At 51.7% G+C, this 21,107-nt stretch carries 18 protein-coding genes and 2 riboswitches; of the genes, 10 read left to right on the top strand and 8 right to left on the bottom strand.

Annotated elements, in window-relative coordinates; translation table 11 throughout:
- Nucleotides 1-19 precede the first annotated feature (19 nt).
- The 3 genes from CSA35_01570 (at nt 20) to CSA35_01580 (ending at nt 3,932) form a co-directional block, all read left to right on the top strand.
- Nucleotides 20-1,600, top strand: a complete 1,581-nt coding sequence (locus CSA35_01570) for a glutathione ABC transporter substrate-binding protein (GenBank protein PIE55150.1) — start codon at nt 20-22, stop codon at nt 1,598-1,600.
- A gap of 67 nt (nt 1,601-1,667) precedes the next feature.
- Nucleotides 1,668-3,434: a hypothetical protein gene (locus tag CSA35_01575; GenBank protein PIE55151.1), complete on the top strand. Its 1,767-nt coding sequence runs from the start codon at nt 1,668-1,670 to the stop codon at nt 3,432-3,434.
- A gap of 6 nt (nt 3,435-3,440) precedes the next feature.
- Entirely contained in the window at nt 3,441-3,932 is a 492-nt protein-coding gene (locus CSA35_01580; GenBank protein ID PIE55152.1) for a prolyl-tRNA editing protein proX, read from the top strand.
- Nucleotides 3,933-4,133: 201 nt separating this feature from the next.
- Here CSA35_01580 and CSA35_01585 read toward each other — a convergent pair whose 3' ends face one another.
- Nucleotides 4,134-5,399, bottom strand: coding sequence for a sugar diacid utilization regulator (locus tag CSA35_01585; protein ID PIE55153.1), 1,266 nt, complete (start codon nt 5,397-5,399; stop codon nt 4,134-4,136).
- Between the two features lie 133 nt (nt 5,400-5,532).
- Here CSA35_01585 and CSA35_01590 point away from each other — a divergent pair, with 133 nt between their 5' ends.
- The 4 genes from CSA35_01590 to CSA35_01605 all read left to right on the top strand — a co-directional run bounded on the left by CSA35_01590 (nt 5,533) and on the right by CSA35_01605 (nt 8,865).
- A complete protein-coding gene (locus CSA35_01590; GenBank protein PIE55154.1) occupies nt 5,533-6,819 on the top strand; it encodes a beta-aspartyl-peptidase in 1,287 nt (428 codons plus the stop codon).
- A 17-nt stretch (nt 6,820-6,836) separates the two neighbouring features.
- Nucleotides 6,837-8,150, top strand: a complete 1,314-nt coding sequence (locus CSA35_01595; protein PIE55155.1) for a glycine/betaine/sarcosine/D-proline family reductase selenoprotein B — start codon at nt 6,837-6,839, stop codon at nt 8,148-8,150.
- 80 nt (nt 8,151-8,230) lie between these two features.
- The gene (locus CSA35_01600; protein PIE55156.1) at nt 8,231-8,599 is read left to right on the top strand and encodes a GrdX protein; all 369 of its coding nucleotides are present in this window, start codon (nt 8,231-8,233) and stop codon (nt 8,597-8,599) included.
- A 56-nt stretch (nt 8,600-8,655) separates the two neighbouring features.
- Complete coding sequence (locus CSA35_01605; GenBank protein ID PIE55157.1) at nt 8,656-8,865, top strand: hypothetical protein; 210 nt, start codon at nt 8,656-8,658, stop codon at nt 8,863-8,865.
- A gap of 188 nt (nt 8,866-9,053) precedes the next feature.
- On the opposite strand, the gene CSA35_01610 is transcribed toward CSA35_01605, so the two are convergent.
- The 7 genes from CSA35_01610 to CSA35_01640 form a co-directional block, all read right to left on the bottom strand.
- Complete coding sequence (locus tag CSA35_01610; GenBank protein ID PIE55158.1) at nt 9,054-10,340, bottom strand: hypothetical protein; 1,287 nt, start codon at nt 10,338-10,340, stop codon at nt 9,054-9,056.
- A 139-nt stretch (nt 10,341-10,479) separates the two neighbouring features.
- Nucleotides 10,480-10,665 (bottom strand): hypothetical protein, encoded by a 186-nt coding sequence (locus CSA35_01615; GenBank protein PIE55159.1) that lies wholly within the window; start codon nt 10,663-10,665, stop codon nt 10,480-10,482.
- Between the two features lie 479 nt (nt 10,666-11,144).
- A complete protein-coding gene (locus CSA35_01620) occupies nt 11,145-12,656 on the bottom strand; it encodes an acetyl-CoA hydrolase (protein PIE55160.1) in 1,512 nt (503 codons plus the stop codon).
- A gap of 137 nt (nt 12,657-12,793) precedes the next feature.
- A riboswitch (cobalamin riboswitch) is annotated at nt 12,794-12,958 on the bottom strand.
- An 83-nt stretch (nt 12,959-13,041) separates the two neighbouring features.
- On the bottom strand, nt 13,042-13,632 hold the full coding sequence (locus tag CSA35_01625; GenBank protein ID PIE55161.1) for an ECF transporter S component: 591 nt from the start codon (nt 13,630-13,632) through the stop codon (nt 13,042-13,044).
- Nucleotides 13,633-13,709: 77 nt separating this feature from the next.
- Nucleotides 13,710-13,863, bottom strand: a riboswitch (FMN riboswitch).
- A 514-nt stretch (nt 13,864-14,377) separates the two neighbouring features.
- A complete protein-coding gene (locus CSA35_01630) occupies nt 14,378-15,613 on the bottom strand; it encodes a peptidase M20 (GenBank protein PIE55162.1) in 1,236 nt (411 codons plus the stop codon).
- Nucleotides 15,614-15,685: 72 nt separating this feature from the next.
- Nucleotides 15,686-17,059, bottom strand: coding sequence for a hypothetical protein (locus CSA35_01635; GenBank protein PIE55163.1), 1,374 nt, complete (start codon nt 17,057-17,059; stop codon nt 15,686-15,688).
- A 321-nt stretch (nt 17,060-17,380) separates the two neighbouring features.
- Nucleotides 17,381-18,220, bottom strand: coding sequence for a hypothetical protein (locus CSA35_01640; protein PIE55164.1), 840 nt, complete (start codon nt 18,218-18,220; stop codon nt 17,381-17,383).
- A 102-nt stretch (nt 18,221-18,322) separates the two neighbouring features.
- Here CSA35_01640 and CSA35_01645 point away from each other — a divergent pair, with 102 nt between their 5' ends.
- From CSA35_01645 to CSA35_01655, 3 genes are all read left to right on the top strand, one after another.
- Entirely contained in the window at nt 18,323-19,138 is an 816-nt protein-coding gene (locus tag CSA35_01645) for a hypothetical protein (GenBank protein PIE55165.1), read from the top strand.
- A gap of 64 nt (nt 19,139-19,202) precedes the next feature.
- The gene (locus CSA35_01650) at nt 19,203-19,907 is read left to right on the top strand and encodes a hypothetical protein (GenBank protein PIE55166.1); all 705 of its coding nucleotides are present in this window, start codon (nt 19,203-19,205) and stop codon (nt 19,905-19,907) included.
- A gap of 2 nt (nt 19,908-19,909) precedes the next feature.
- Entirely contained in the window at nt 19,910-21,052 is a 1,143-nt protein-coding gene (locus CSA35_01655; GenBank protein PIE55167.1) for a hypothetical protein, read from the top strand.
- Nucleotides 21,053-21,107 lie beyond the last annotated feature (55 nt).

Genomic DNA, 21,107 nt, shown 5'->3' on the forward strand with positions numbered 1-21,107 from the left:
TGAAAGGAGGGAAATACACATGATAAGGAACCAAAAGACACTTGTCCTGGCACTGATCGTCCTGTTTGGGGCATTGGCCCTGTCAGGGGCGGCCTTTGGAGGAGGTAAGGATCTGATCATCGCCAAGGGAAGAGAAGCTCTGGCCCTGGATCCTCAGGACATCTCAGATACGCCTTCGGAGGAGGTCAACCACGCCATCTACGAGGGATTGGTCACCTTCGATCCAGAATTGAAGATCGTGCCGATGTTGGCCACCAAGTGGAGCCATTCCGACGACGGGTTAGAATGGACCTTCACTCTCCGAGAAGGGGTCACCTTCCACAGCGGCGCTCCTCTGAATGCCGAGGCCGTGAAGATCAATTTTGATCGAATCCTGAACGGCTCCTACAAGCGAACATCACTCTACGCTCCTGTCATCAATGAGGTCTCCGTGGTCGACGAGCACACGGTCCGATTTACTCTGAAAGAGTCCTTCGGCCCCTTCCTGAACATCTTGGCCCACACGGCGGGTCTCATCCTCGATCCCACGTACGTTCAGGACGAGAAGAAGAACGCCGAGATCAAGTTCAAGCCATCGGGGACCGGTCCCTTTATGCTTAAGAACTGGGAACAGGGAGATTCAATCACGCTGAAGGCTTACAAAAAATACTGGCAGGGTACGCCTAAGCTCGACCGGGTCATCTTCAAGACAGTGCCCGAGGACAGTGCCCGGGCCATGATGATTGAGACCGGCGAGGTGGATATTGCCGAGCAGATCCCTCCCACCGACGTGAAACGTCTGGAGAAAAACGACAGGGTGGACATGAGGGTTCTGCCTTCCATCACAGTCCAATTCGTCGCCGTCAACTGCCATAATCCCATCCTGAAAGATCCCGCGATTCGCCAGGCCCTGGCCCACGCCATTGACCGCCAGGCTATCTGTGATAAGATCCTTTTGGGCTACGCTGAACCTATCAACTCCATGATTGCTCCCTTGGTCAACGGGTACAGCGAGGTGCCGGGCTTCACCTACAATCCCAAAAAGGCCGCTGAGATTCTGGAGAAAGCCGGATGGATCGATACTGATGGCGATGGCATTCGAGAGAAGGATGGGGTAAAACTATCCATCGAGTTCTGGACCCACGGTCGGGATACCCTCTCTCTGAAAGTACCTCAAGCCGTTCAATCCTTTGCCTCAGCGGTAGGATTTGACTGCAAAATGAAAGTCATGGATTGGGGGGCTTTCTTAGCCGCTACGGGCAAGCCCCTGGAGGAAAGTACATCTCAGCTTATGTGGCTGGGCTGGAGTCCATCCACGGGCGATGCCGACTGGGTCTATCGTCCCCTTGTCTACTCGGAAAACTGGAAACCCAAGGGCCCCAACCGAACGTTCTACAAAAACGAAGATGTGGATAAAGCTATCGTGGTGGGCTTCCACAGCGTAGACCAAACCGAGCGTAAAGCAGCGTACAAAAAGGCCCAGGAGATCCTGAACGTCGAGCTTCCCTGGATTCCCTTATATACCAGGAAAACCCTGCACGCTTTCAGCAAAAAACTTCACAACCTGGAATATCTGCCCCTGGACTTCGTGGTTATCTCCCATATCACGGACAAAGACTGACGATCCCGGGGTCAAGCGTCGAGAGCTCCCTTCTCACGAAGGGAGCTCTTTTAATTCAGGAGGTCTTATGTGTATTTCTCTCTTGCTCTTTCTCTCTCTTCTGCTCATCTTTCTCCATGTGACTGCCGCCCGTGCCTGTACCTGCATCGTTGTAGGACGAAAGGCATCTGCCACCGGCCGGGTTCTCGTCGGGCATAACGAGGACGATCCGGGGCGCTGCGTCGTTGCCCGCCACCTGGTAGCTCAGGGGACACGCCCAAAAGCCTTTGAAACCGCCTTTGAGCCCTGCTCACCATCGCTTGACCGCTCAGGCCCCTCACTGGGATATATATGGTCCCAGGTTCGAGGCTGCCCCGGGCTCTCAGGCGCTGACTGTTTTTTCAACGAACGAGGTGTCTTCATCGCAAGCGACAACTGCCGCCCCTCCCGGGAGGATAACGAACCGGATTTGCGAGGAGGCGGTATCGGTTATGGGCTTCGGCTTCTTTTAGCCGAACGGGCCACCTCGGCACGACACGGCGTTCAAATCGCTTCCGACCTCTTAAGCACCTACGGCTACAGGGAGCCAGGTCGATGCTACACCATCGCCGACGCCAACGAAGCCTGGATGATCCAGACCATCCGGGGCGTCCACTTCTGTGCCCGACGGGTGGACGACGAGCAGGTGGCCTTCATCCCCAACCACTACACGATAGACATGCCTACAGAAGGCCCGGACTGCCTTCTGTCATCGGGCTTCGTCGACATGGCGCACCGTAAAGGCTGGATTCCCGACTCCGGCCCGTGGACATTCGCCTCAGCAGCACAGAACCCATCGGGCCGTGACAAACCGGGCAATACGTTCCGCCACCGCCACGGGCTCCGGGCCATAACGGGAACCACCTGGGATGGTCCCCTACCTTTTCAGGTCAAGCCCGCACAACCTCTCGCTGTTCCCGACGTCATGGCGATCCTGCGGGATCACTACGAGGGAAGCGAAGACGACCACCGAGAAGGCCCGATTCCCTCGCCCCATGCCTCAGCACCCAGACGAATCTGCACCACAACCACGTTGGAGTCGATAATAGTACAATTTCGAGACGAGCCCGAGCTGACAACCCTCTGGACCGCTCAGGGACGCCCCTGCACATCGCCCTACGTCCCATGGTACGGTGGCATCGTAGGGATGCCCCGTGATCTGTGGATTGAGAACCCTGACGATGCCCTGAAACACCATTTTCACATACTACCCGAGAATCTGGCCCCCGAAGAGCACCCCTGGTGGCGACTCCAGGGCATGCAAACCCTGCTGGATGGCCAATATGATCACCAAGCCAAAAGGATTCAGGGGCACATAACTCAGACGGAACGCCTCTGGCTCGAACAAGACGAACGTATCGTCGCCAAAGCCAAGAAGATACTGGATCAGGATCGAGAGAAAGCCATGGTATACCTCACCGAGCAAACGGCCACACGCTGGAGCCAGTCCGATGACATGGTCAAAAATTTCGACTGCGAACTTCCCTGCGTGACGCTGAAGGCCTCGCCCTCCGTCGTGCCCAAGGAGCCCCGGGGAGAGATCACCCTCACCGGAACAGGTCCGCTGCCACAGGAGGATACCCTTCGATTCGGCCAGGAGATGCAAAACACCACGACCTGGGGAACAGCTGTTGAGGGGTCCCTCCGTCCCCTCGAGAACGACACTTGGTCCGTCCGGTTTCGATTTCGGGAACTCACCGAGACGTGGCTCGTCTGCCGCAGCCGTTTCTGGTTATACGGAAAAAGTCAGGATGACCGCCCTCTTGTCGGATCAGTCATTTTGGACGTAGATAAAAACACAAAAGAAAGGAGCTGAAAAAACATGTCGAGAAAAGACGAAGCATTGCGATTTCTGGACGAAGCCGGGATCTCCTACACAATCCGGGAGCACGACCCCGTCGATACCATCGCGGACATGGAGGCCTTGGGACTCGACAAGGAAGGTCATATCTGCAAGAACCTGTTCCTTCGAGACATGAAGGGGAAAAAACACTTCCTCGTGGTTATGAGCAAGGACAAACAAGCCAACCTCAAAGGACTGGCCGGGGCACTCAAATCGACCAAGCTCAGCTTTGCGTCGGATAAGAGACTGGCAAAATATCTGGGCCTTGCTCCCGGCGGAGTCTCACCTCTGGGAGTGATCAACGACGTCAATCACGAAGTGCACGTGGTCTTCGACAACGACCTCCCTAAACACCCCATCGTAGGGATCCACCCCAACGATAACAGAGCTACTCTCTACCTGGCCTTCAAGGATCTGGAAAAAATAATCCGGGAGCAGGGGAATACAATCTCCTTCGTCACCGTCCTTTAAGATTACCGAGGCCTCAGAGCCAAACTGATAGCCAGGATGATGACTTTTTTACAATCATTAGCAGGACTCATGACCTGAAATTGACGTATGACGACGAATGCGGCCTCACAATGAGGCCGCATTCGTCGTTGCACAGAATCGTACGTTTAGGAGTCTAACTCCTTGATTTCCATATCGAAGACCAAGAACAGTCAGATGCCTTTATTCCTTCCTCGGTGGCTCGGCGAAACGTTCTAACTGAAAGGCCACGTAGAGCCGAAGACACTCCCGAAAGTCCCGGACGTTCACTCCGAGGATATCCTCCACTTTATTCAGACGATACAGCAGGGTATTTCGATGAATGTGAAGGCTTCTGGAGGCTTCTACGAGAGAAAACCCTCCATCACACCACTGAATGATCGTGTCCCGGAGGATCGTCCAATCCCTGTGAGGCTTCAGATCCCGAACGATTCGATGGACAAATCGGTTTCTCTCCGCAGGAGGGATGTGGACAAGCAGTTCCTCCACTCTATATTCCCAGACTGGAAAGACCCCTGGCCCCTGGCGAAATTTCTTTCCCAGGCTCAGGACATTCCATGCCTCTCGGTAGGCGGACGCAAGTTCCTCCAGTCCCGAGGATGCCGACCCTACTCCTACGGCCACCTTGTGCTCCAGCTGAGCCAGAGCCTCAAGCACCGACTCTCCTACCGCTCGTCCCTCAGCATGCCACAGATCGTTCGTCAAGCCCTCAGGCAAAGCGTAGAGGATCACGTACCGATTGTTTCCCATCATGGAGACCAGATGAGCCCGATCTTTATGGAAGAGATCCCGGATCACCCGGAGAATCCTGTTTTTTGTGGACTGGATGATCACCTCAGCGTCGGGCCCCTCGGATCGAATTTTATGGGCATACCGACCAAACTGGTACAGATCGACCCCCATAGGCATATATCGTCTGGAGGGATCATATCCAAACTCTCTGGCCCGAGCTAAGAGGTTTTTTCTATCGTGGCCACCCCGAACGTAGTGGACCATGTCGGAGACCACGGTCTGAAGGGACTGCTCCCGATACTGGGCGACCTCCAAAAGCCTTTTTTCCCGAATCATAATCTCAATATGTTTTTTCACGATCAGGGCAAAGGGACGAACGTCCCAAGGGGTTCCCCGAATGGCCATGGTCCCCACCACGTCACCGGAGAAACCGGAAATGGGATAGGTCACTCCAGGATAGGTCCCTTTAAGTCGAGAGGCCTCAGCATCGTCCACGGACTCTCCAAGACCGGATCGGATAACGTTAAGCGATGCCTCATGCAGACTCCCTACCCGCTCTGGTTGGCTTGAGCCTATGATAATCCCGTCCAAGTCGGTTATGAGAACAGCATACCCGATAACATCAGAAGTCGAACAGGCAATCTCCTGAGCGTAGCGTTTCACCCATTTCATCTCCTTTCCGATCACAATTATACTCTTTGTACAAAAAAAAACCATCGAAGCAAAACCCCATCATTGTCTTTGGACGATGAAAGTGCCTTTGTGTGCCTGTACACTACATCAGGGGGAAAGATTCCTTAACACATAGTCGATTGGTAACTTATGTACACATTACAAGGAGGCATGTCTGATGAGGTTAGAATTGAGGCAGGTGCTCGTGAAGGACGTTCAATGGGGCGGGCCCACCAGGGTTGAAAATCACGTTCTCTACGTGGACAAAGAGGCGCTACTTGAAAAGCTGAGTGACGATGACCGCATTGAGAGCTGGGAGGTGGATCTTGCCCGCCCCGGCGAATCCGTGCGCATCATCCCCGTTAAGGACGTAATCGAGCCTCGGGTTAAGCTGGAGGGCGGCTGCGGGTTCTTCCCGGGAGTCCTTGGCCCCAACGAGACGGTAGGCAGCGGTGCGACATTGGTCCTCAAGGGAGCTGCTGTGGTCTCAGCCGGCCCCATCATGGCCTTCCAGGAGGGCTTTATTGATATGAGTGGCCCCGGCGCTGAGCACACGCCTTTCTCCAAGACTCAGAACGTGGTCATCCTCGCCCAGCCTAAAGACGGGCTGGAGAAACACCAGTACGAAGAGGCTCTTCGGGTGGCCGGCCTGAAAGTGGCTCTGTACCTGGCAGAGAGTTGTACCGACGCCAAGATCGACGAGGTGAAAGTCTTTGAAAAGGGTACAGTGACCGAGGAAGCGCTGAAATATCCCAACCTGCCCAAGGTGGTTCACCTGTGTATGTGCATCACCCAGGGGCTCCTTCACGACACGTATCTTTACGGTGCCGATATGAAGTCGATTCTCCCCACGCTGGTTCATCCCAACGAAATTATCGACGGTGCCATGGTCTCCGGCAACTGCGTCTCTGCCTGCGATAAAAACACCACATGGCATCACGTAAACGACCCGGTCATTCAGGAGCTCTACGCCCTCCATGGCAAGGAGATCAACTTCTTGGGGATGATACCCACTCTGGAATCCACGGTTCTCGCTGGCAAGGAGCGCACGTCGTCCTTTAACGCAAAACTTGCCCACGAATTGGGAGCTAACGGCGTTATAATCACCGAGGAGGGCTACGGAAACCCAGATACGGATATCTGCATGAACGTCCGCAAGTGTGAGGCTCTGGGCATCAAGACGGTGGTCATTGCCGACGAGGCCTCGGGCACTGACGGATCCAGCCAGGGGTTGGCCGACGCAACGCCAGAGCTGACGGCATTCGTCTCCGCTGGCAACGTAAACGAGATGCTCGAGGTTCCGGCCATGGACAAGATCATCGGTTACCCCGAGTCTATCGCCCATGTCTCGGGCGGTGCAGCAGAAAGTCTGAGGGAGGACGGCTCCATGTACGTCGAGCTCCAGTCCATCATCGGATCGACCTGCGAGATCGGATCCAATCGGTCCGGTTCTCTCTGGGTGTAGGCGGGGAGGAATATATCATGACATACAGAATTGTCCATTACATAAATCAATTCTACGCTGGAATCGGCGGAGAGGAGCAAGCTCATGTAGGCCCCGAGTCCCGGGACGGAGCCGTCGGCCCCGGGATGGCACTGGCTCAGGCTATGGGGAGTGATGCCCAGATCGTGGGCACGGTAATCTGCGGCGACAGCTACTACGGCGAGAACATGGATCAGGCTCGAAAGGCAGTCTTGGACATGATTGCCGCTTTCAAACCTGACGGAGTGGTGGCTGGACCGGGCTTTTTCGCCGGTCGGTACGGTGTTGCCTGTGGCGATGTCTGTGCCTCCGTGGAGGAGACCCTTAAGATCCCTACGGTAACTGCGCTGTATCCCGAGAACCCAGGTGCCGAGATGTACGCACCCAAGACCTACATCGTCAAGTCCTCAGACAGCGCTCGCGGCATGAAAGACGCCGTCGAAAAAATGGCGACCCTGATCTTAAAGAGAGTCAAGGGAGAGGCTATGGGTTCCGCTGACGAGGAAGGCTACCTCTCCAGAGGCGCCCGAAAGGTCTTCTTCCACGAGAAAACCGGAGCTCAGCGAGCCGTGGATATGTTGCTGAAAAAGATGAAAGGCGAGCCCTTCCAAACCGAGTACGAGATGCCAGTTTTCAAGAAAATCGCCCCCTCGGCGCCCGTCAAGGACCTGAAGAAGGCCACTATAGCCTTGATTACCTCGGGTGGGATCGTCCCCAAGGGGAATCCCGACAAGATCCGGGTCTCCTCCGCCGAAAGTTACGGCCGGTATGACATCACCGGAATAGACGACCTGAACGCCGAGAACTACGAATCCATCCACGGCGGCTATGACACCACCTGGGCAAACGAAAATCCCGACGTGGTTCTGCCTCTTGATGCCATGCGCCAGCTTGAAAAAGAAGGCGTCATCGGCAAGCTCCACAAATACGTCTACTGCACCACGGGAACCGGTACCGCCGTGGCACATGCCGAGAGGTTTGGCCAGGAGATCGGCGAAGAGCTGAAGGAAGCTGGAGTCGACGCCGTTATATTGACCTCCACCTGAGGCTCCTGCACTCGATGCGGTGCATCGATGTCTCGTGAGATTGAAAAACTGGCCGATATTCCCGTAGTCCAGATGGCTACAATCGTACCCATCATGTTGACCGTGGGTGCCAACCGGATCGTCCCGGGCGTGGCCATCCCCCATCCCCTTGGAGCCCCCGACCTGGGGCCTGAGGGGGACTTAAAGACCAGGAAAAAACTGCTCACAAAGGCCTTTGAAGCTATGACAACGGCCATTTCAGAGCAAACAGTGTTCAAAGCCTTCTAAGCATACTCACAGCGCACCATATCCTATGAGAGGGGCGGTCTCTTTGAGGCCGCCCCTCCCCCCCTGAAAGGATTGAGCTTATGATGATCGTGGTGACCAACAACGAGAACGTACAAGCTATCGTCCCGTCGGTGGACTGGGTCGAGGGCACCCCCTTGGACGTAATCACCCGAGTGGAAACTCTGCTCCAACAGGGCTATAGACTGGTCACCAGTCCACTTTCAGCCAACAACAGATTAAACCGATCACCCTATCGCTCGGTGATCATGAGCTCCACCTCTACCTGGAACGGAGACGACTTGGCCCTTCTGCAACGAGCCCGCTCGCTTATAGAACGTCAAGGGATGGTCTCGGACAAGAGCGCCGAGGCTGATTATCGGTGGCTTGACGCCGAATTAACCCGCGTGGCCTGGGGACAAAGTTCATACGGGGACATGGAGAACAAGTGATAGACCTGTTGTTGTGTTGATGAGGTCGTGTGTGTGCCTCTGGTTGACAATGGCACATGCGTCTCTCCAGCTATGAGCTCTATGTCTATGTCAAGAAGAGAACACACCGAACCCCCATCAGAATATCCGTTCCAAAATGGGACAGGTCCTCGGAAGTTCCAGAGCCGAAACAAAAAGACTGCGTATCTACAAACCGCCCTCCCTACGGAATTGAGGCGCCTCAGACCGTCGACGAAATCCCTTTTTTCTCTTCGTTCAGAGAATAACGGAATTATGTGCGCACAGAGCTCAAGGATTTTTGTCGTAAGTGGAATCTCTGGCTCTGGGCACAGTCGAGATGCCCCTGAAGGCCATGAAAGAGACAATCCGCCCTGACGTTTATCTAACGATACAACGCCGGGGCGGATTTATTAACACCTTGCTTGCGTCCCTCAAAAGGACCGTTGTTCGTCCGCTATTTTCTCCCTAGGAACAACGGCAGTGCCAAGAAAGGAAGGATAAACAAGGAAAAACCTGCGTTACAGCCGGAACCGCTGGAGTCTGCGCTGGGAGGAACGCCAGGAGATCTCTCCGGGGTGGAGGGTTTTGCAGGGCCTATAATTACAAGTCCGGGGTCTTCCTCTGCGTTTACTCCGGTGCTGATAACCATGATGTTGGACTTCTCGGAATATCCGCTGAAGTTCTGGACCTTGAACGACCATTCCCCGGGCGTATTGTCATTGGCAGGAACCTCGACAGCGCCTTTTCCATTTTGCAGCTCAAGGGTTCTGTACAGAGTTCCATTGGGTGTGTACATATCAACAGTACATGAGTACGAGTTCATCAAAGCGCTTTCCGAGAAAGCGTTTTTCGCCGATTCGGAAAAATCGTATATCCTGAGAAAAAATTTTGCAACGCCGCTGGGCACAATTTTTACCGGAATCCCGAGATTTTTTGCACTGGAAAGGGAGCTACTGTTGCTGGCAACCAGGTGGGATGGCGGGATGTTATTTTCGACAAACTCCTCGTTAACAATACTGTTGATCGCGGTAGTGTCAGCGAAGAACTCCAGAACGTCCTTTGCGTCTTTTGTCATTCCCTCTTCTGTATGGAAGGTAGTGTAAAGGATTGTACCATTACCCGCTTTGAAAAGAATCGCCAACTTGGCGTCCTGGATGGGCCCCCCAAAGGTCATGACATCACCTGTGATCAGTGGCTTGCACTTATGCCCACCGGAACTCTTGATTACGGACCAAGAAGATAAGTCATAATGAATAGATATTTTGTCCTTGCCTTTCAGATACTTTTTAAGACCATTTTCCTTTATGTATCCGGTGGTGAAACCTTCCTCGCCACTATCTTCAAAAGTAAAACCCCAAGGTTCAAGGTAGTTATGCGCCCAATCGGAAATGTACAGACTACCTCCCTCCTCGACGAATTTCTTAACCTTGTTCAGGACACCGCTATGCGGGGTATCTGAACCACAATTGATGTAAAGCTGACTGACCTCGCTTAAATCATAGTTCTCCAGTTCACGACCATCAATGATAGAGTGAGCTCTATTCATCTTCTCAAGAACCGATTCAATGGAATCAAAATCTCCCCTAACGACGACGGCGTTCTTCCCTCCTGCACTCTTTTGCCCAATTGACACGGGATGCCCTGTAGGCTTGAACTCAGACGCATACGATACTCCAATTCCAAAAGACACAAGACCTGAGATCACAAAAAACACACGGAAAAATGCTGTTAACCTTTTCATGATAAGAAACCTCCGCCATACTTCAAAATTTTTTCGAAACAAACAAAAAATAAACTAATTAAACTAAAAATACCCATCAATATCCGCATTAGAAGATGGCATCCCCTCCATTTCAGGGATGCCACGCCAGCCGAGAATTTTATATCTCAGAACATCCCTCTCTCAGGATTGCTTTTACAATGATAAAAATATCAGTCAAAAAAACATTGGTGGGGAAGATTTTAAACTGATAGTCTAAAACGAAAAAAATTCTTAAAAACGCTCTTCCTGAAAGTGGAACCCATTGCCTTCCTCGTTTATACTCAAGACGGGATCGATTTCTCATGCAAACAGAGAAACATCCTGCAGAAGAAACCGCTTACAATAGCCTCAGGAGACAGATCTACAGATCGAAGATCCAACGCAAGGGGTTCTCCGCACGAGACATCGGAGCAACCCAAGCTCCCTCTTTTGTCGAGGTGCCTCTCCTTTTGCCTCTGATCTCACACATACCAAAACCCATACTTTAAATATATAGCAATATAGCAATAAAATGTATATAAACAAGACGCCATAGAGGAGATAAAACAAACCTTGACTAACATACTTCCACCTCTCCTCCCAGTCAAGTACAGCCATGAATCCATTGTGACGAGACAGAGTTTAAAATTATTAAAAAGAGGAAAAACCACTAAAAACCTCGGGCATGAGCATTCTGAGAACGACGGGTATCAGAACGCCAGATACAGGAGCCCCTGTTACAGGGAAGAACAAAGGGCTGGGAAGAGATACATCCTGTTTCAGGACGCACAGGAGGTCGTATATTTAGAGAAGCATGTTTTCATGGTCCATGTATCGAAGATGCCAATCGAAGGCTGAAGCCAGATCGTGGGGCTCATGGCCTCCCCGCCGCTCTGCTATTCGTAGGTAGTCTCGAAGGAGAGGCCGATAGTCTGGATGAGCACATCGATCGATCATGAGACAACTTCGTTCCCTCGGTATGAGTCCTCTGAGGTCGGCGACACCGTGTTCGGTCACCACCACGTCCACGTCGTGCTCCGTGTGATCCACGTGGGAACAAAACGGAACGATCCGGGATATCCGTCCTTCATCGGTGACCGAGGGGCAGAGAAAAACGCTCAAGAAGGCATTTCTCGCAAAGTCTCCCGAGCCGCCTATACCGTTGATCATCCGGCTTCCCATGGCCACCGTGGAGTTAACGTGACCGTAGAGGTCCACTTCAAGCGCCGTGTTCACGGCGATGAGACCTAAGCGACGGATGATCTCCGGGTGGTTGCTGATTTCCTGGGGACGGAGTACCGCTTTTTTGCGTATTTCCTCAAGCCGATGACGCAGCTGCTTCGCTCCCTCAGGGGAGTTGGTAAAGGCCGTTCCCGACATCTGGCAAACCTTGCCCCGTTCCAAAAGATCGAGCATAGAATCCTGTATGACCTCAGTGTATATTCGAAGATCGTCGGTGGGCCAATCAACCAAGCCACCGATAACGGCGTTAGCCACATTGCCTACCCCAGCCTGGATGGGAAGCAAACCGGGAGGAACGGTACCGGCTTTGACCTCCATGGACAAAAAATCCAACAGATTGTCCGCCATGGCCTGAGAGACAGAATCTGGAGCTTTCATGGCATTCAGGTGGTCTGGCACATCACAAGGAGAGACCGCCACGATTTTTTCTATGGGACACGGGATGTAGGGCGTGCCAATTCGGTCGTTGACTTCCAAGACATGGAGCGGCTTTCGGAAGGGGGGTTCTGCAGGGATAAAAACATCATGAATACCCTCTAAATCCTGGGGCTGGGTAACGTTTACCTCCACGATAACCCGATCAGCAGCAGCGACAAAACTGGGCGAGTTCCCCACGGACGTGGTGGGAACAAGATGCCCTTCTTCCGTGATGGCACAGACTTCGATGATGGCGACATCCATATTGCCGTAAAAACCGTAGCGGAGGTTTTGGGGCGTCATGGACAGATGCATATCCTGAAAGCCCACCTGACCAGCGTTGATGGAGCCTCGGATGGCCTTACCTGTTTGGTAAGGGAAACGATAGGCGATGGCTCCCGCCTCGGCAAGACGTCCGTCCAGCTCGGGGGCGACAGACGCACCTGTCCAGAGGGTGAGGTTTTTGGGGCCTCCGGCCAGAGCTCGGTCGGCCATGGCCGAGGGGACTGCCTTGGGGTAACCCGCTGGGGTAAAGCCACTACACCCCACGACGTTCCCCTCCTGAATATAGAGGGTCGCTTCCTCCGGCGCCATCAATCTGGACCTTAGGGCAGGGCATCGGATTCGATCTCGTACCTGGTCGAACAAATCGCTCATGTCTTTTCTCCTTTTGTAGGCCATGCAAATAAAAAGAGACGTCCTTTGAGGACGCCTCTAAATCAGCAACACGAAAAAACACCCCGTCCACTCACAAAGGACGGCGAGTCTCCGCTTGCCCCGAATCCTCGCAGGGGTCGTAGGTCTCGTCCTCAGGCCGGTATCCTGGCTTCCCTCATCCGCCCGTCAAGCCTTCCCGGAGAGATTCCAGTGGCTATGATCGACAAACGTCAGGTACACAGTGGCGGGTCCGCGCCGGATTTTCACCGGTCTTCCCTGTCACCTGAGAACGCTTAAGTTGTAGGAGCCATTATACCCATCTTTTTCAAAAGGACAATCCTGTATATAGACAAAAGCACACACGATTGATTTTTTCCTCAACGAGCTACCGAGAGAGGAGAACACTGATTCGCTTGTAGAGTGCAAAAGTCGCCAGAGAAACGATGATACCCTTGAATATATTAAAGGGCACCACTCCATAGAGAACCAAGCTCCTCAGATCGGTGATGGCTGGGATCACGGCATGAGACATGGCAACGATTTTATCCAGAGGGATAAAGCGGGAGTAGAAGGGTAAGAGAAACCATGTGTTCGCGACAGCCGCTATGACGGCCATGGACAACGTCCCCAGAATCAGGCCAGCGACAGCACCTTTTTTTGTGTGCCAGCGCCGGTAGACAAACCCCGCAGGAAGGACGAGGGCTGAGCCCATGATGAAGTTGGCCACCTGGCCGATGCCCGCCGATGTGGTGGTAAAGGTGTTGATGCCATTTTTGATAGCTTCGATAAGAATGCCAGCTCCCGGCCCCCAGATGAAGGCACCGATGAGAGCGGGAACGTCGGACAGATCCATCTTAAGGAAGGAAGGGAACAGGGGCACCGCCATGTCAAGATACATGAGGAGCGCTGCCAAGGCCGACAAAAGGGCGGTCCAGACCATCTGTCTGGTACGAGTGGCATAGGAAACAGCTTCCATGAAAAATCATCCTTTCGTGATCGGTCATAAAAAAAGCCCCGGTAACCATAGGTCAACCGGGGCTTGTTTTCTCTCCATAGCGTCTCCTTCCATCCTGACTCGACAACCTGAAAGGGTTGCCTCACAGTCGGCTCCGGATTCTCACCGGATCAACCTCTCGGCTCGCGGGCTTGGGATCTCTGCGATCCACCACCGCCGGTTCGGGATTTTCACCCGGCCCCGAAGACATCAAAACTATCATACCCTATATTTTCGAACTTGACCACCTGTGTTGCATGATACGTGTATAATCTGGAAGATTTTATTGCTACGCTTTTGAATAGAACCTCAATACATATGCTTTCGACAGCACATTTCAAGGCCCCCTGCTCCATCAAGTACAATCCCTCTGCCTTTAGGACCTCATCTGTATAAAATCATTCCCGTCACCAAGGGCTCGTCTCGACGAGTCACCGTGCTTTTGTACGTACAGGAAGGATATCGTCTCGTATATCACGGTTACGGATGACAGCCATATGACAGTGAGAGAGTCTTTTGTGAGACCTTCGCAGTACTCCTTCAACGAGTGTCCAAAGAGGGACCAGCCTACTGTTTGTTACACGTACCAATGAATCATTCGCCTTTTCGCAACTATCGGAGGTGCTTTCTCCCGCAAGGAGGCCTCGTCATCTCAGGAAAGTATCATTTTTCTCAATTTTTGGGGCATAAATTTTATTTTTACCCTTTTAACCTGGAGAGGAAAATACTACTCTGCCATTATGAGATTTTTCAGAGGTGTCCTCAGGTACTCCAACGCGACTATCGTCATCAGCTTGGTTATAAAAATAATATTCTCGCTGTCGACATGGAACCTTGAATTATGCATTACAGGCCCTTCACCAACTCCAACCCAAATCATTGTCGAGGGTGTATTTTGTGAATAGAATCCAAAATCTTCACTTTTCATCGAAAACTGATTCCCTGCAAGGATCAATTCATTGACGTTTGTTTCTGATATATCAAGGTTTTTATACAGCTCATCAGCATTGGACATAATTGTATCAACGACAAAGCCTGTTAGCCCTTCATCATTGTATACCGAATCGTATCCATATCTTCTCTTGATCTCGCATTCACCGCCCATCATCGAAGCCGTTTCTCTGCATATTGTTTCAATTCTTTCGGCAAAAATATCTCTTGCTTTCTGGGTTTTATTCCTCATCATCAACTCCATTTTGACTTCTCCCGCGATGATATTAGGTGCCGTACCACCGACAATTTTCCCCACATTGAGCGTGGAGGATTCAAGTGGATTGATGTTCTTTGCAACTATAGTATTCAACGTTGATATAATTTGGGCTGCGATACCTATAGCGTCAACACCATCCTCTGGTGCTGACGAATGTGCTGTTTTGCCCTTAACCGTAATATAGAACGCATCTGAATAAGCTGTGAGATTTTTAGAACCTGCCACAACAACGCCTAGTTTTTTATTTAGGACATGTATTGCAAAACATGCGTCCGGAAGCTCATCCATCAGTCCGTTTCTGATCATCTCTCGGCCTCCACCGCCATTTTCCTCCCCCGGCTGAAATACAAGCTTAACCTTACCCGTCCATTCCCCCTTCAATTCTTTCAGGATTTTACCAACTGCCAGAAGATTTGCGACATGAATATCGTGCCCGCACGCATGCATGACGCCGTCAATCTTGGATTTGTATGACACATCAACATCCTCTTGAATAGGCAATGCGTCCATATCTGCCCTTAACATCAAAAAATTTCCTGGTTTGTCGCTGTCAATCTCCGCAATAACCCCATTTTCGACAGGACTATTCACATAGCCAATTCCCATTTTGTTCAGCTCATCTCTGATAAGACGGCTCGTCTCGTATTCTTTGAACGATAACTCAGGATATCTGTGTATTCTTTCACGGATCTCTATTATGTAATTCTCATTGAACAAAGCAAGTTCGGAAACCCTCTTTGCCAAACTAGTCATCTTTCCTCCTTAATCAAAAGTCTACCGACCTTGAGTCAGTAAACTTCATAAAAATATCACATTCGTGCAAAACTAAAAACCCATTTTACTGCCAATAACGATCGAAACACACATCACCACAAATAACACACTGTAAATAGGGACTATAAGCTTGTACCATTCTTTAAATGATGCCTTTGCTAAGGCTAAACAGGCGAGAAGGTTCACACTCGTAGGCGCCAAAAGATTTGTAAATCCATCTCCATACTGAAGCGAAAGAAGTGCCATCTGACGTGTGACGTTGGTGACGTCAGAAAGCGGTGCCATGATAGGCATCATAATAGCCGTCTGCCCAGAACCGCTGTTGATAAATACATTAATAATACTGTTCGCAATAAACATCCCAATAGCTGCAGCGGTATGACCAAGAGCATTCAAAGGAATTGAAATAAAATAGACTATTGAATCTATAATCATGGAATTATTAAGCGTCGCCAGCATAGAACAACTCAAAATCATAAAGATCAAGACAGGCATCATGTCCTTTGCCCCATCAACAAATTTATTCATGGTTTTATCAAGGTCATAGCCGGAGATAAAACCTATCACGATACCTGCCGGAAGCATAATGGAGCTTAGCTGAAGAAGATTCAGCTTAAAAACGGGGCCTCCCAATGCGAAGAGCACGAACGCACCAGCGAAAAGAATCAAAACAGCAATCTGTTTTCGAGTCAATTTTTCTACACTGATTTCAAAGGCCTCCTCTGAATCATCTCCCTCTCCGAAGGAATCTAGATATTTCGAGGGATTTTTCTGGGTTCTTTTCGCATATAACATTAACCCAACCGATACAACCGCAAGGTTGATGATCGTGACAACAGTTCTGAAAAACATACCTGAAAATGGCTCAAGTCCCGCTATTTCCTGTCCTAAAACGGTCGTAAACATACATACAGGCGAGGACATAAATCCTGTATAGGACCCAATAATAATTAATGCGACACCAAACACCCTGTCTGTTTTAAGTTTTTTTGCAACTGCGAGGCCAAGCGGTATAAACAAGATAGCGGTTGATATCATGGAACCAAGGGCGCCTATAAATCCCATCACGAAGATAAAAATAGGTATTATCCATAAAGCTTTATCCTTGAGCTTCAATATCAGGTTGGTAAGAGCTATATCCAGTGTTTTAGTTGAGTTCACTACTCCCATCATTCCCCCAAAGATCAAAATTGCTATGAAGAGTTTTCCGAATGTGGCATAGGCTTGAGAGGGGACTGCCCCCAGAGCCTCAAAGGGATTTAAATACACTTTTTCCATCTCTTGATAGGAGCCTGGAATTGCATACCTTCCATCTCTTTGAAATTGACCTGAAGGGATAATAAATGACAAAAGATACACCGTCAGGATCACAATCATGATAACCCACCACATACTCGTCTGTTTTTTCTTATGTGCTGTTTTCATATTCTTAATAAATCCTCCTTTGTCTGGGAGGACCTCTAAGAGCCCCTTTTCGAAGCTCTGAGGCACAAAAAAAGATACGACCCAGAACCGGCGGCAAGTTATATTAACAAAGACTAACACAAAAAACTTTTACCGCCGGTTCTCTTGAACAAGACAATTTGGAGCATTATTGAAGAATTGAACATACAGCCCCTGACGTCATCATCAGGAACGAGAATAGATAGAGTGATGATATAGGCCAACGCCTCCGCCCTATGCTGCGAAGACTCGAACCTTCCCGACGCTAAATATGTTGTTGTAATGAACTAAGGTCGGGGCCTCTTATCGCTTCACTATTGAGACTCTGCAGCGATGTATCACCGAGTCAGGAAGAGCCGCGATTCGAGAGGCGTCCTTATTACTGACAACGATATCGACGTTTTGGGTCGCGACCAGGCCTGTCGGGGTGATGATCAGAGGAGATGCTGCCACCCGAGGCTGATCCTTGGCCCAGCCCATGTTGGTGTGGTAGTCACACAGACCAGACGCCAGAAAATGCTCCATCTCGACCCGGTCGAAGCTGTAGACTTCTTTCCCCGACTGAGAGAGTATGCGGAACGTGAGGGCGGGGATCAGCGGCAGGTTACGACAATCCAGGACAAGCCCCGTGTGTCCCGACCTCTTCTTCGCCTTTTTGTGTTTAGGAGCAGCCTCCTTTGCGACCTGCGCCTTGATGGACGGAGCCATAGCCTGACGAATATCCTGGAGAGGAATGCGTCCCCAGACGGTGTATATCTCGCCATCCCACTCAGATCGAACGATGTTCACGTTTTTGACCATGCCCGAGATACTCGTCCTAGCCATGTCGTCAGCCATGAAGTTATCCAGAGTAGTCCTGGAAGTGACCTGAACCCCCTTGATGAACTCCAGCAAATTACGCTGGACATCGACGACAGCCCCTCTCTGAGCCAGAAGCTTACCCTGGGCCGTGTTCTCTTTCCCCGTCGGAGGAACGGCCTGCCCCATAGCCTCAATGTACTCTCTTGTCCAGTCAAGGACGACCTTGCCTGTTTGATCGGCTCTCGTCTCTCCCCATACAGTGGGCACCAACATGACACAAAGACAGATGGTTGCCAGGAACTTTTTCATCACGATCATCGTCTCCTTTCGATACGTAACCATTCTCCTTACCTTTTTCTGGTATGCTGTTATTCTGATATGTTATCATAAAAACGTATACGCTGTTCAATGTTGAAATCCATGATCGACTGTGGAGGTGATTCCGTGAAAGGTCGTTTTGCTCTATGGGGAGTCGTTTTTATTTTTTTTACCTGTCTTACGATACAGAGCACCTCCTCTTGGGCAAACGTCATCCCTAAAGACGGTCGAGTGGCCGTTATGCTCATCGGTTCGGGAACTTTAAAACGGGGGGACCTGGTAGCTGCCAAGGCAGCGATTATCCATCGCCTTGCTCAAGAGGGGTATGCCGTCGTGGATAAAGCTCGCCTCGATAGCATGGAGCGAAGCGAGGCAGCTCGCCTAGCTCTGGATGGCAATGTTGACGCCATCATGGCACTGGGACGAAAGTATGGCGTTCAATATTACGTCAAGGGGGCAGCTGCTGGTCATCGTCCCGTAACCAACGAATTTGGTTTATATACAGCGACAATCACCATCGCTCTTCAGGCCTATCGTGCCCGAGATGGACGGTATCTTTTTTCCAACGCCGTAGTGGGCAAAGACGTAGGATACACACCTCGAGAGGCGGCGGCTAAAGCCTTACTGAACGCCGCCAATCATGTGGCAGGGGCCCTGTCTCGTGGAGAGGCATCCTCCTCTCAGAGTACGGCTCCCTCGGGGCACAGTTATTCCCTGTCTATCTCAGGCCTCTCGGGGCTTGTAGCCGTCGAGGAGGCTCGCCAAAAGCTAGCAAGTCTGCCGGGAGTTCGCTCCGCATCGTTGATTTCAGCGGGGCCCCCCGTGTCTATGGAGGTGGTGTTCTCAGGTGATGCAAGAGCTCTTGCGGCAGCGATTCGTTCCTCCTTGGGGGCCGCAGCAATTCGTGTGGATGCGGCTCGTTCCTTGATGGTGGATTTTTAGCAGGATTGTTTCTTGATTATTGGCCATTTGTGTTTGAGATGCTCAACGAAGGGAGTGCTTTTGTGTGATGATGAAACGATATGTGTTGCCTATGGTTGCGCTCTTGGTTTTTGCAGCAACCCCGTCAACGGCGGAAGTTCGGTTGTTCGTGACGAAGAATACGGTGAAGCTCTACGACCCAGGGCTTGATGCGCATTCTGTCCTCAATGATTTTTCGACGGTCGGATGGAAAACGCATAACAATCTGGCAGTAATCTGGAGCGATCAAGAGGTGATGGCCTACGATATTCGAACCCATCAGTGGATTCCTCTGGACGGTCTTTCTGCCCGGTCGGCTCTCTTGAGCGATGAGCTGGCGGTCGTTTGGGGTCCCAAAAACGTGGCGGTTTTCAACGGGAGGATTCCCGAATGGATACTCGGGCCAGAGCCTCAGGGCGTCATTGAGACGGCCCTCGTCTCCCGAAAGATGGCCCTGGCCATGACCCAGAACGAGTTTATGGTCTACGATTCGATCCTGAAAAACTGGCAGACTGCCGCCATGGAGCACGCAGAGGCCTCCTTTGACGGATCTTTGGGGGATAACCTTGCCGTCTGCTGGGACACTCAGGAGGTCTGCGTCTACGACATGACGACCCACAGATGGGATGTCCGGCCAATACCAGGCGTTCAGGCGGCGGTCGTGCTTGATCGGGAGGTCCGGGTGGTTACCGCCGATTCGATTCATACCTACGATGCCATGAAGCATCGGTGGTTCCAGAAGACCCGTTAAATGTGATGAGATCCCGTTTCTGGCTCCTGTCGCTCGGACTGCTCCTGATAGCCTCCTGGGCGTGGGCCGATCCCATGGTCATCGCCGTGGGAGACTTCAATACGGCAGGGGCAAGCTACTCGGTGGGACAATCGGTGATCGCCATGCTCTCAAGCCGTCTGCAGGGACTTCGAGGTGTTCGACTGGTTGAGCGCCGTCGGCTGGATGCCCTGGCCCGACAGCAACATGTGAATTTGTCCGGAATGGTCGGTCAAAAGAGCGCCGCGTCCATTGGCAAGTTAGTTGGAGCTCGATACTACATCCAGGGTGCCGTAAGTCATTTTGGTGTTCTCACCCTCCTGACAGCCCGACTCGTGGACGTGGAGCGAGTGGCCGTGGTGGCGGGGTATCAATCCGTCACCGATCGGGGAGAGGCCGGGGTGCCCCTGGCCGTTCGGACCCTTGCGGCGGATATTGCCGCCTCCCTCACGGGTGAAGCTCCCACAGGGGGGGCGAAGGACGACTACCGGCGCTACCTCTACGACGCTCTCGCCCTGTACAACCAGGGGAAATACCGACGCTCACTTCCCTATTGGGACAAGATGGTGTCCCTGAGCCCTAAAAATGGGACGCTTCGATTCATCGTTGCCTCCATGTACTACAGCATCAAGCGATATCGAGACAGCGAACTGTCAGCCAAGGAAACCTTGACCTACGATCCCACCTCAGCCGAGGCGGCTTTGCTCGTGGGCAAGTGTCTGTTTATGCGAGGCAAGTATTACGAGGCGACGGACTACCTCGAAAAGGCGGCGAATCTCAGACCCGAACTGGCCGAACCTCATTTTCTCATCGGCCAGGCGTACAAAAACCGAGGACGGTTAGAGGATGCCATGGAGGCTTTTTCCATAGCTGTTGATCGAGACCCTCACTACGTCCCTGCCTATGGGGCTCTGGGGCAGATGTTGTTGGAGGCCGCCCGGTTTGATCTGGCCCGCAAGATTTTGATCAGGGCCGTCGAGCTGGACGGAAACGATCCAAATCTCCGATTTCTTCTGGGGATGACCCTGGCGCTTGATGACCGTGACAAAGAGGCCAGGCAGCAGCTGGAGATCCTTCGTACCATGGATTCGTCTTTGGCAGCGAAACTCAACGAGATCCTCCAGTGAGGGTTTTTATATGAAAGAAAGGAATGATAAAAATGAAGAAAAATATCATCATGTT

Origin of the sequence: Dethiosulfovibrio peptidovorans, assembly GCA_002748665.1 — a bacterium.
GTDB lineage: Bacteria > Synergistota > Synergistia > Synergistales > Dethiosulfovibrionaceae > Dethiosulfovibrio > Dethiosulfovibrio peptidovorans_A.

What these genes read in the sequence shown, in the direction of transcription:
- CSA35_01570 (PIE55150.1), top strand. Translation starts at nt 20, where the DNA reads ATGATAAGGAACCAAAAGACACTTGTCCTGGCACTGATCGTCCTGTTT.
- CSA35_01575 (PIE55151.1), top strand. Translation starts at nt 1,668, where the DNA reads ATGTGTATTTCTCTCTTGCTCTTTCTCTCTCTTCTGCTCATCTTTCTC.
- CSA35_01580 (PIE55152.1), top strand. Translation starts at nt 3,441, where the DNA reads ATGTCGAGAAAAGACGAAGCATTGCGATTTCTGGACGAAGCCGGGATC.
- CSA35_01585 (PIE55153.1), bottom strand. Translation starts at nt 5,399, where the DNA reads ATGGTTTTTTTTTGTACAAAGAGTATAATTGTGATCGGAAAGGAGATG.
- CSA35_01590 (PIE55154.1), top strand. Translation starts at nt 5,533, where the DNA reads ATGAGGTTAGAATTGAGGCAGGTGCTCGTGAAGGACGTTCAATGGGGC.
- CSA35_01600 (PIE55156.1), top strand. Translation starts at nt 8,231, where the DNA reads ATGATGATCGTGGTGACCAACAACGAGAACGTACAAGCTATCGTCCCG.
- CSA35_01605 (PIE55157.1), top strand. Translation starts at nt 8,656, where the DNA reads ATGCGTCTCTCCAGCTATGAGCTCTATGTCTATGTCAAGAAGAGAACA.
- CSA35_01610 (PIE55158.1), bottom strand. Translation starts at nt 10,340, where the DNA reads ATGAAAAGGTTAACAGCATTTTTCCGTGTGTTTTTTGTGATCTCAGGT.
- CSA35_01615 (PIE55159.1), bottom strand. Translation starts at nt 10,665, where the DNA reads ATGAGAAATCGATCCCGTCTTGAGTATAAACGAGGAAGGCAATGGGTT.
- CSA35_01620 (PIE55160.1), bottom strand. Translation starts at nt 12,656, where the DNA reads ATGAGCGATTTGTTCGACCAGGTACGAGATCGAATCCGATGCCCTGCC.
- CSA35_01625 (PIE55161.1), bottom strand. Translation starts at nt 13,632, where the DNA reads ATGGAAGCTGTTTCCTATGCCACTCGTACCAGACAGATGGTCTGGACC.
- CSA35_01630 (PIE55162.1), bottom strand. Translation starts at nt 15,613, where the DNA reads ATGACTAGTTTGGCAAAGAGGGTTTCCGAACTTGCTTTGTTCAATGAG.
- CSA35_01635 (PIE55163.1), bottom strand. Translation starts at nt 17,059, where the DNA reads ATGAAAACAGCACATAAGAAAAAACAGACGAGTATGTGGTGGGTTATC.
- CSA35_01640 (PIE55164.1), bottom strand. Translation starts at nt 18,220, where the DNA reads ATGGTTACGTATCGAAAGGAGACGATGATCGTGATGAAAAAGTTCCTG.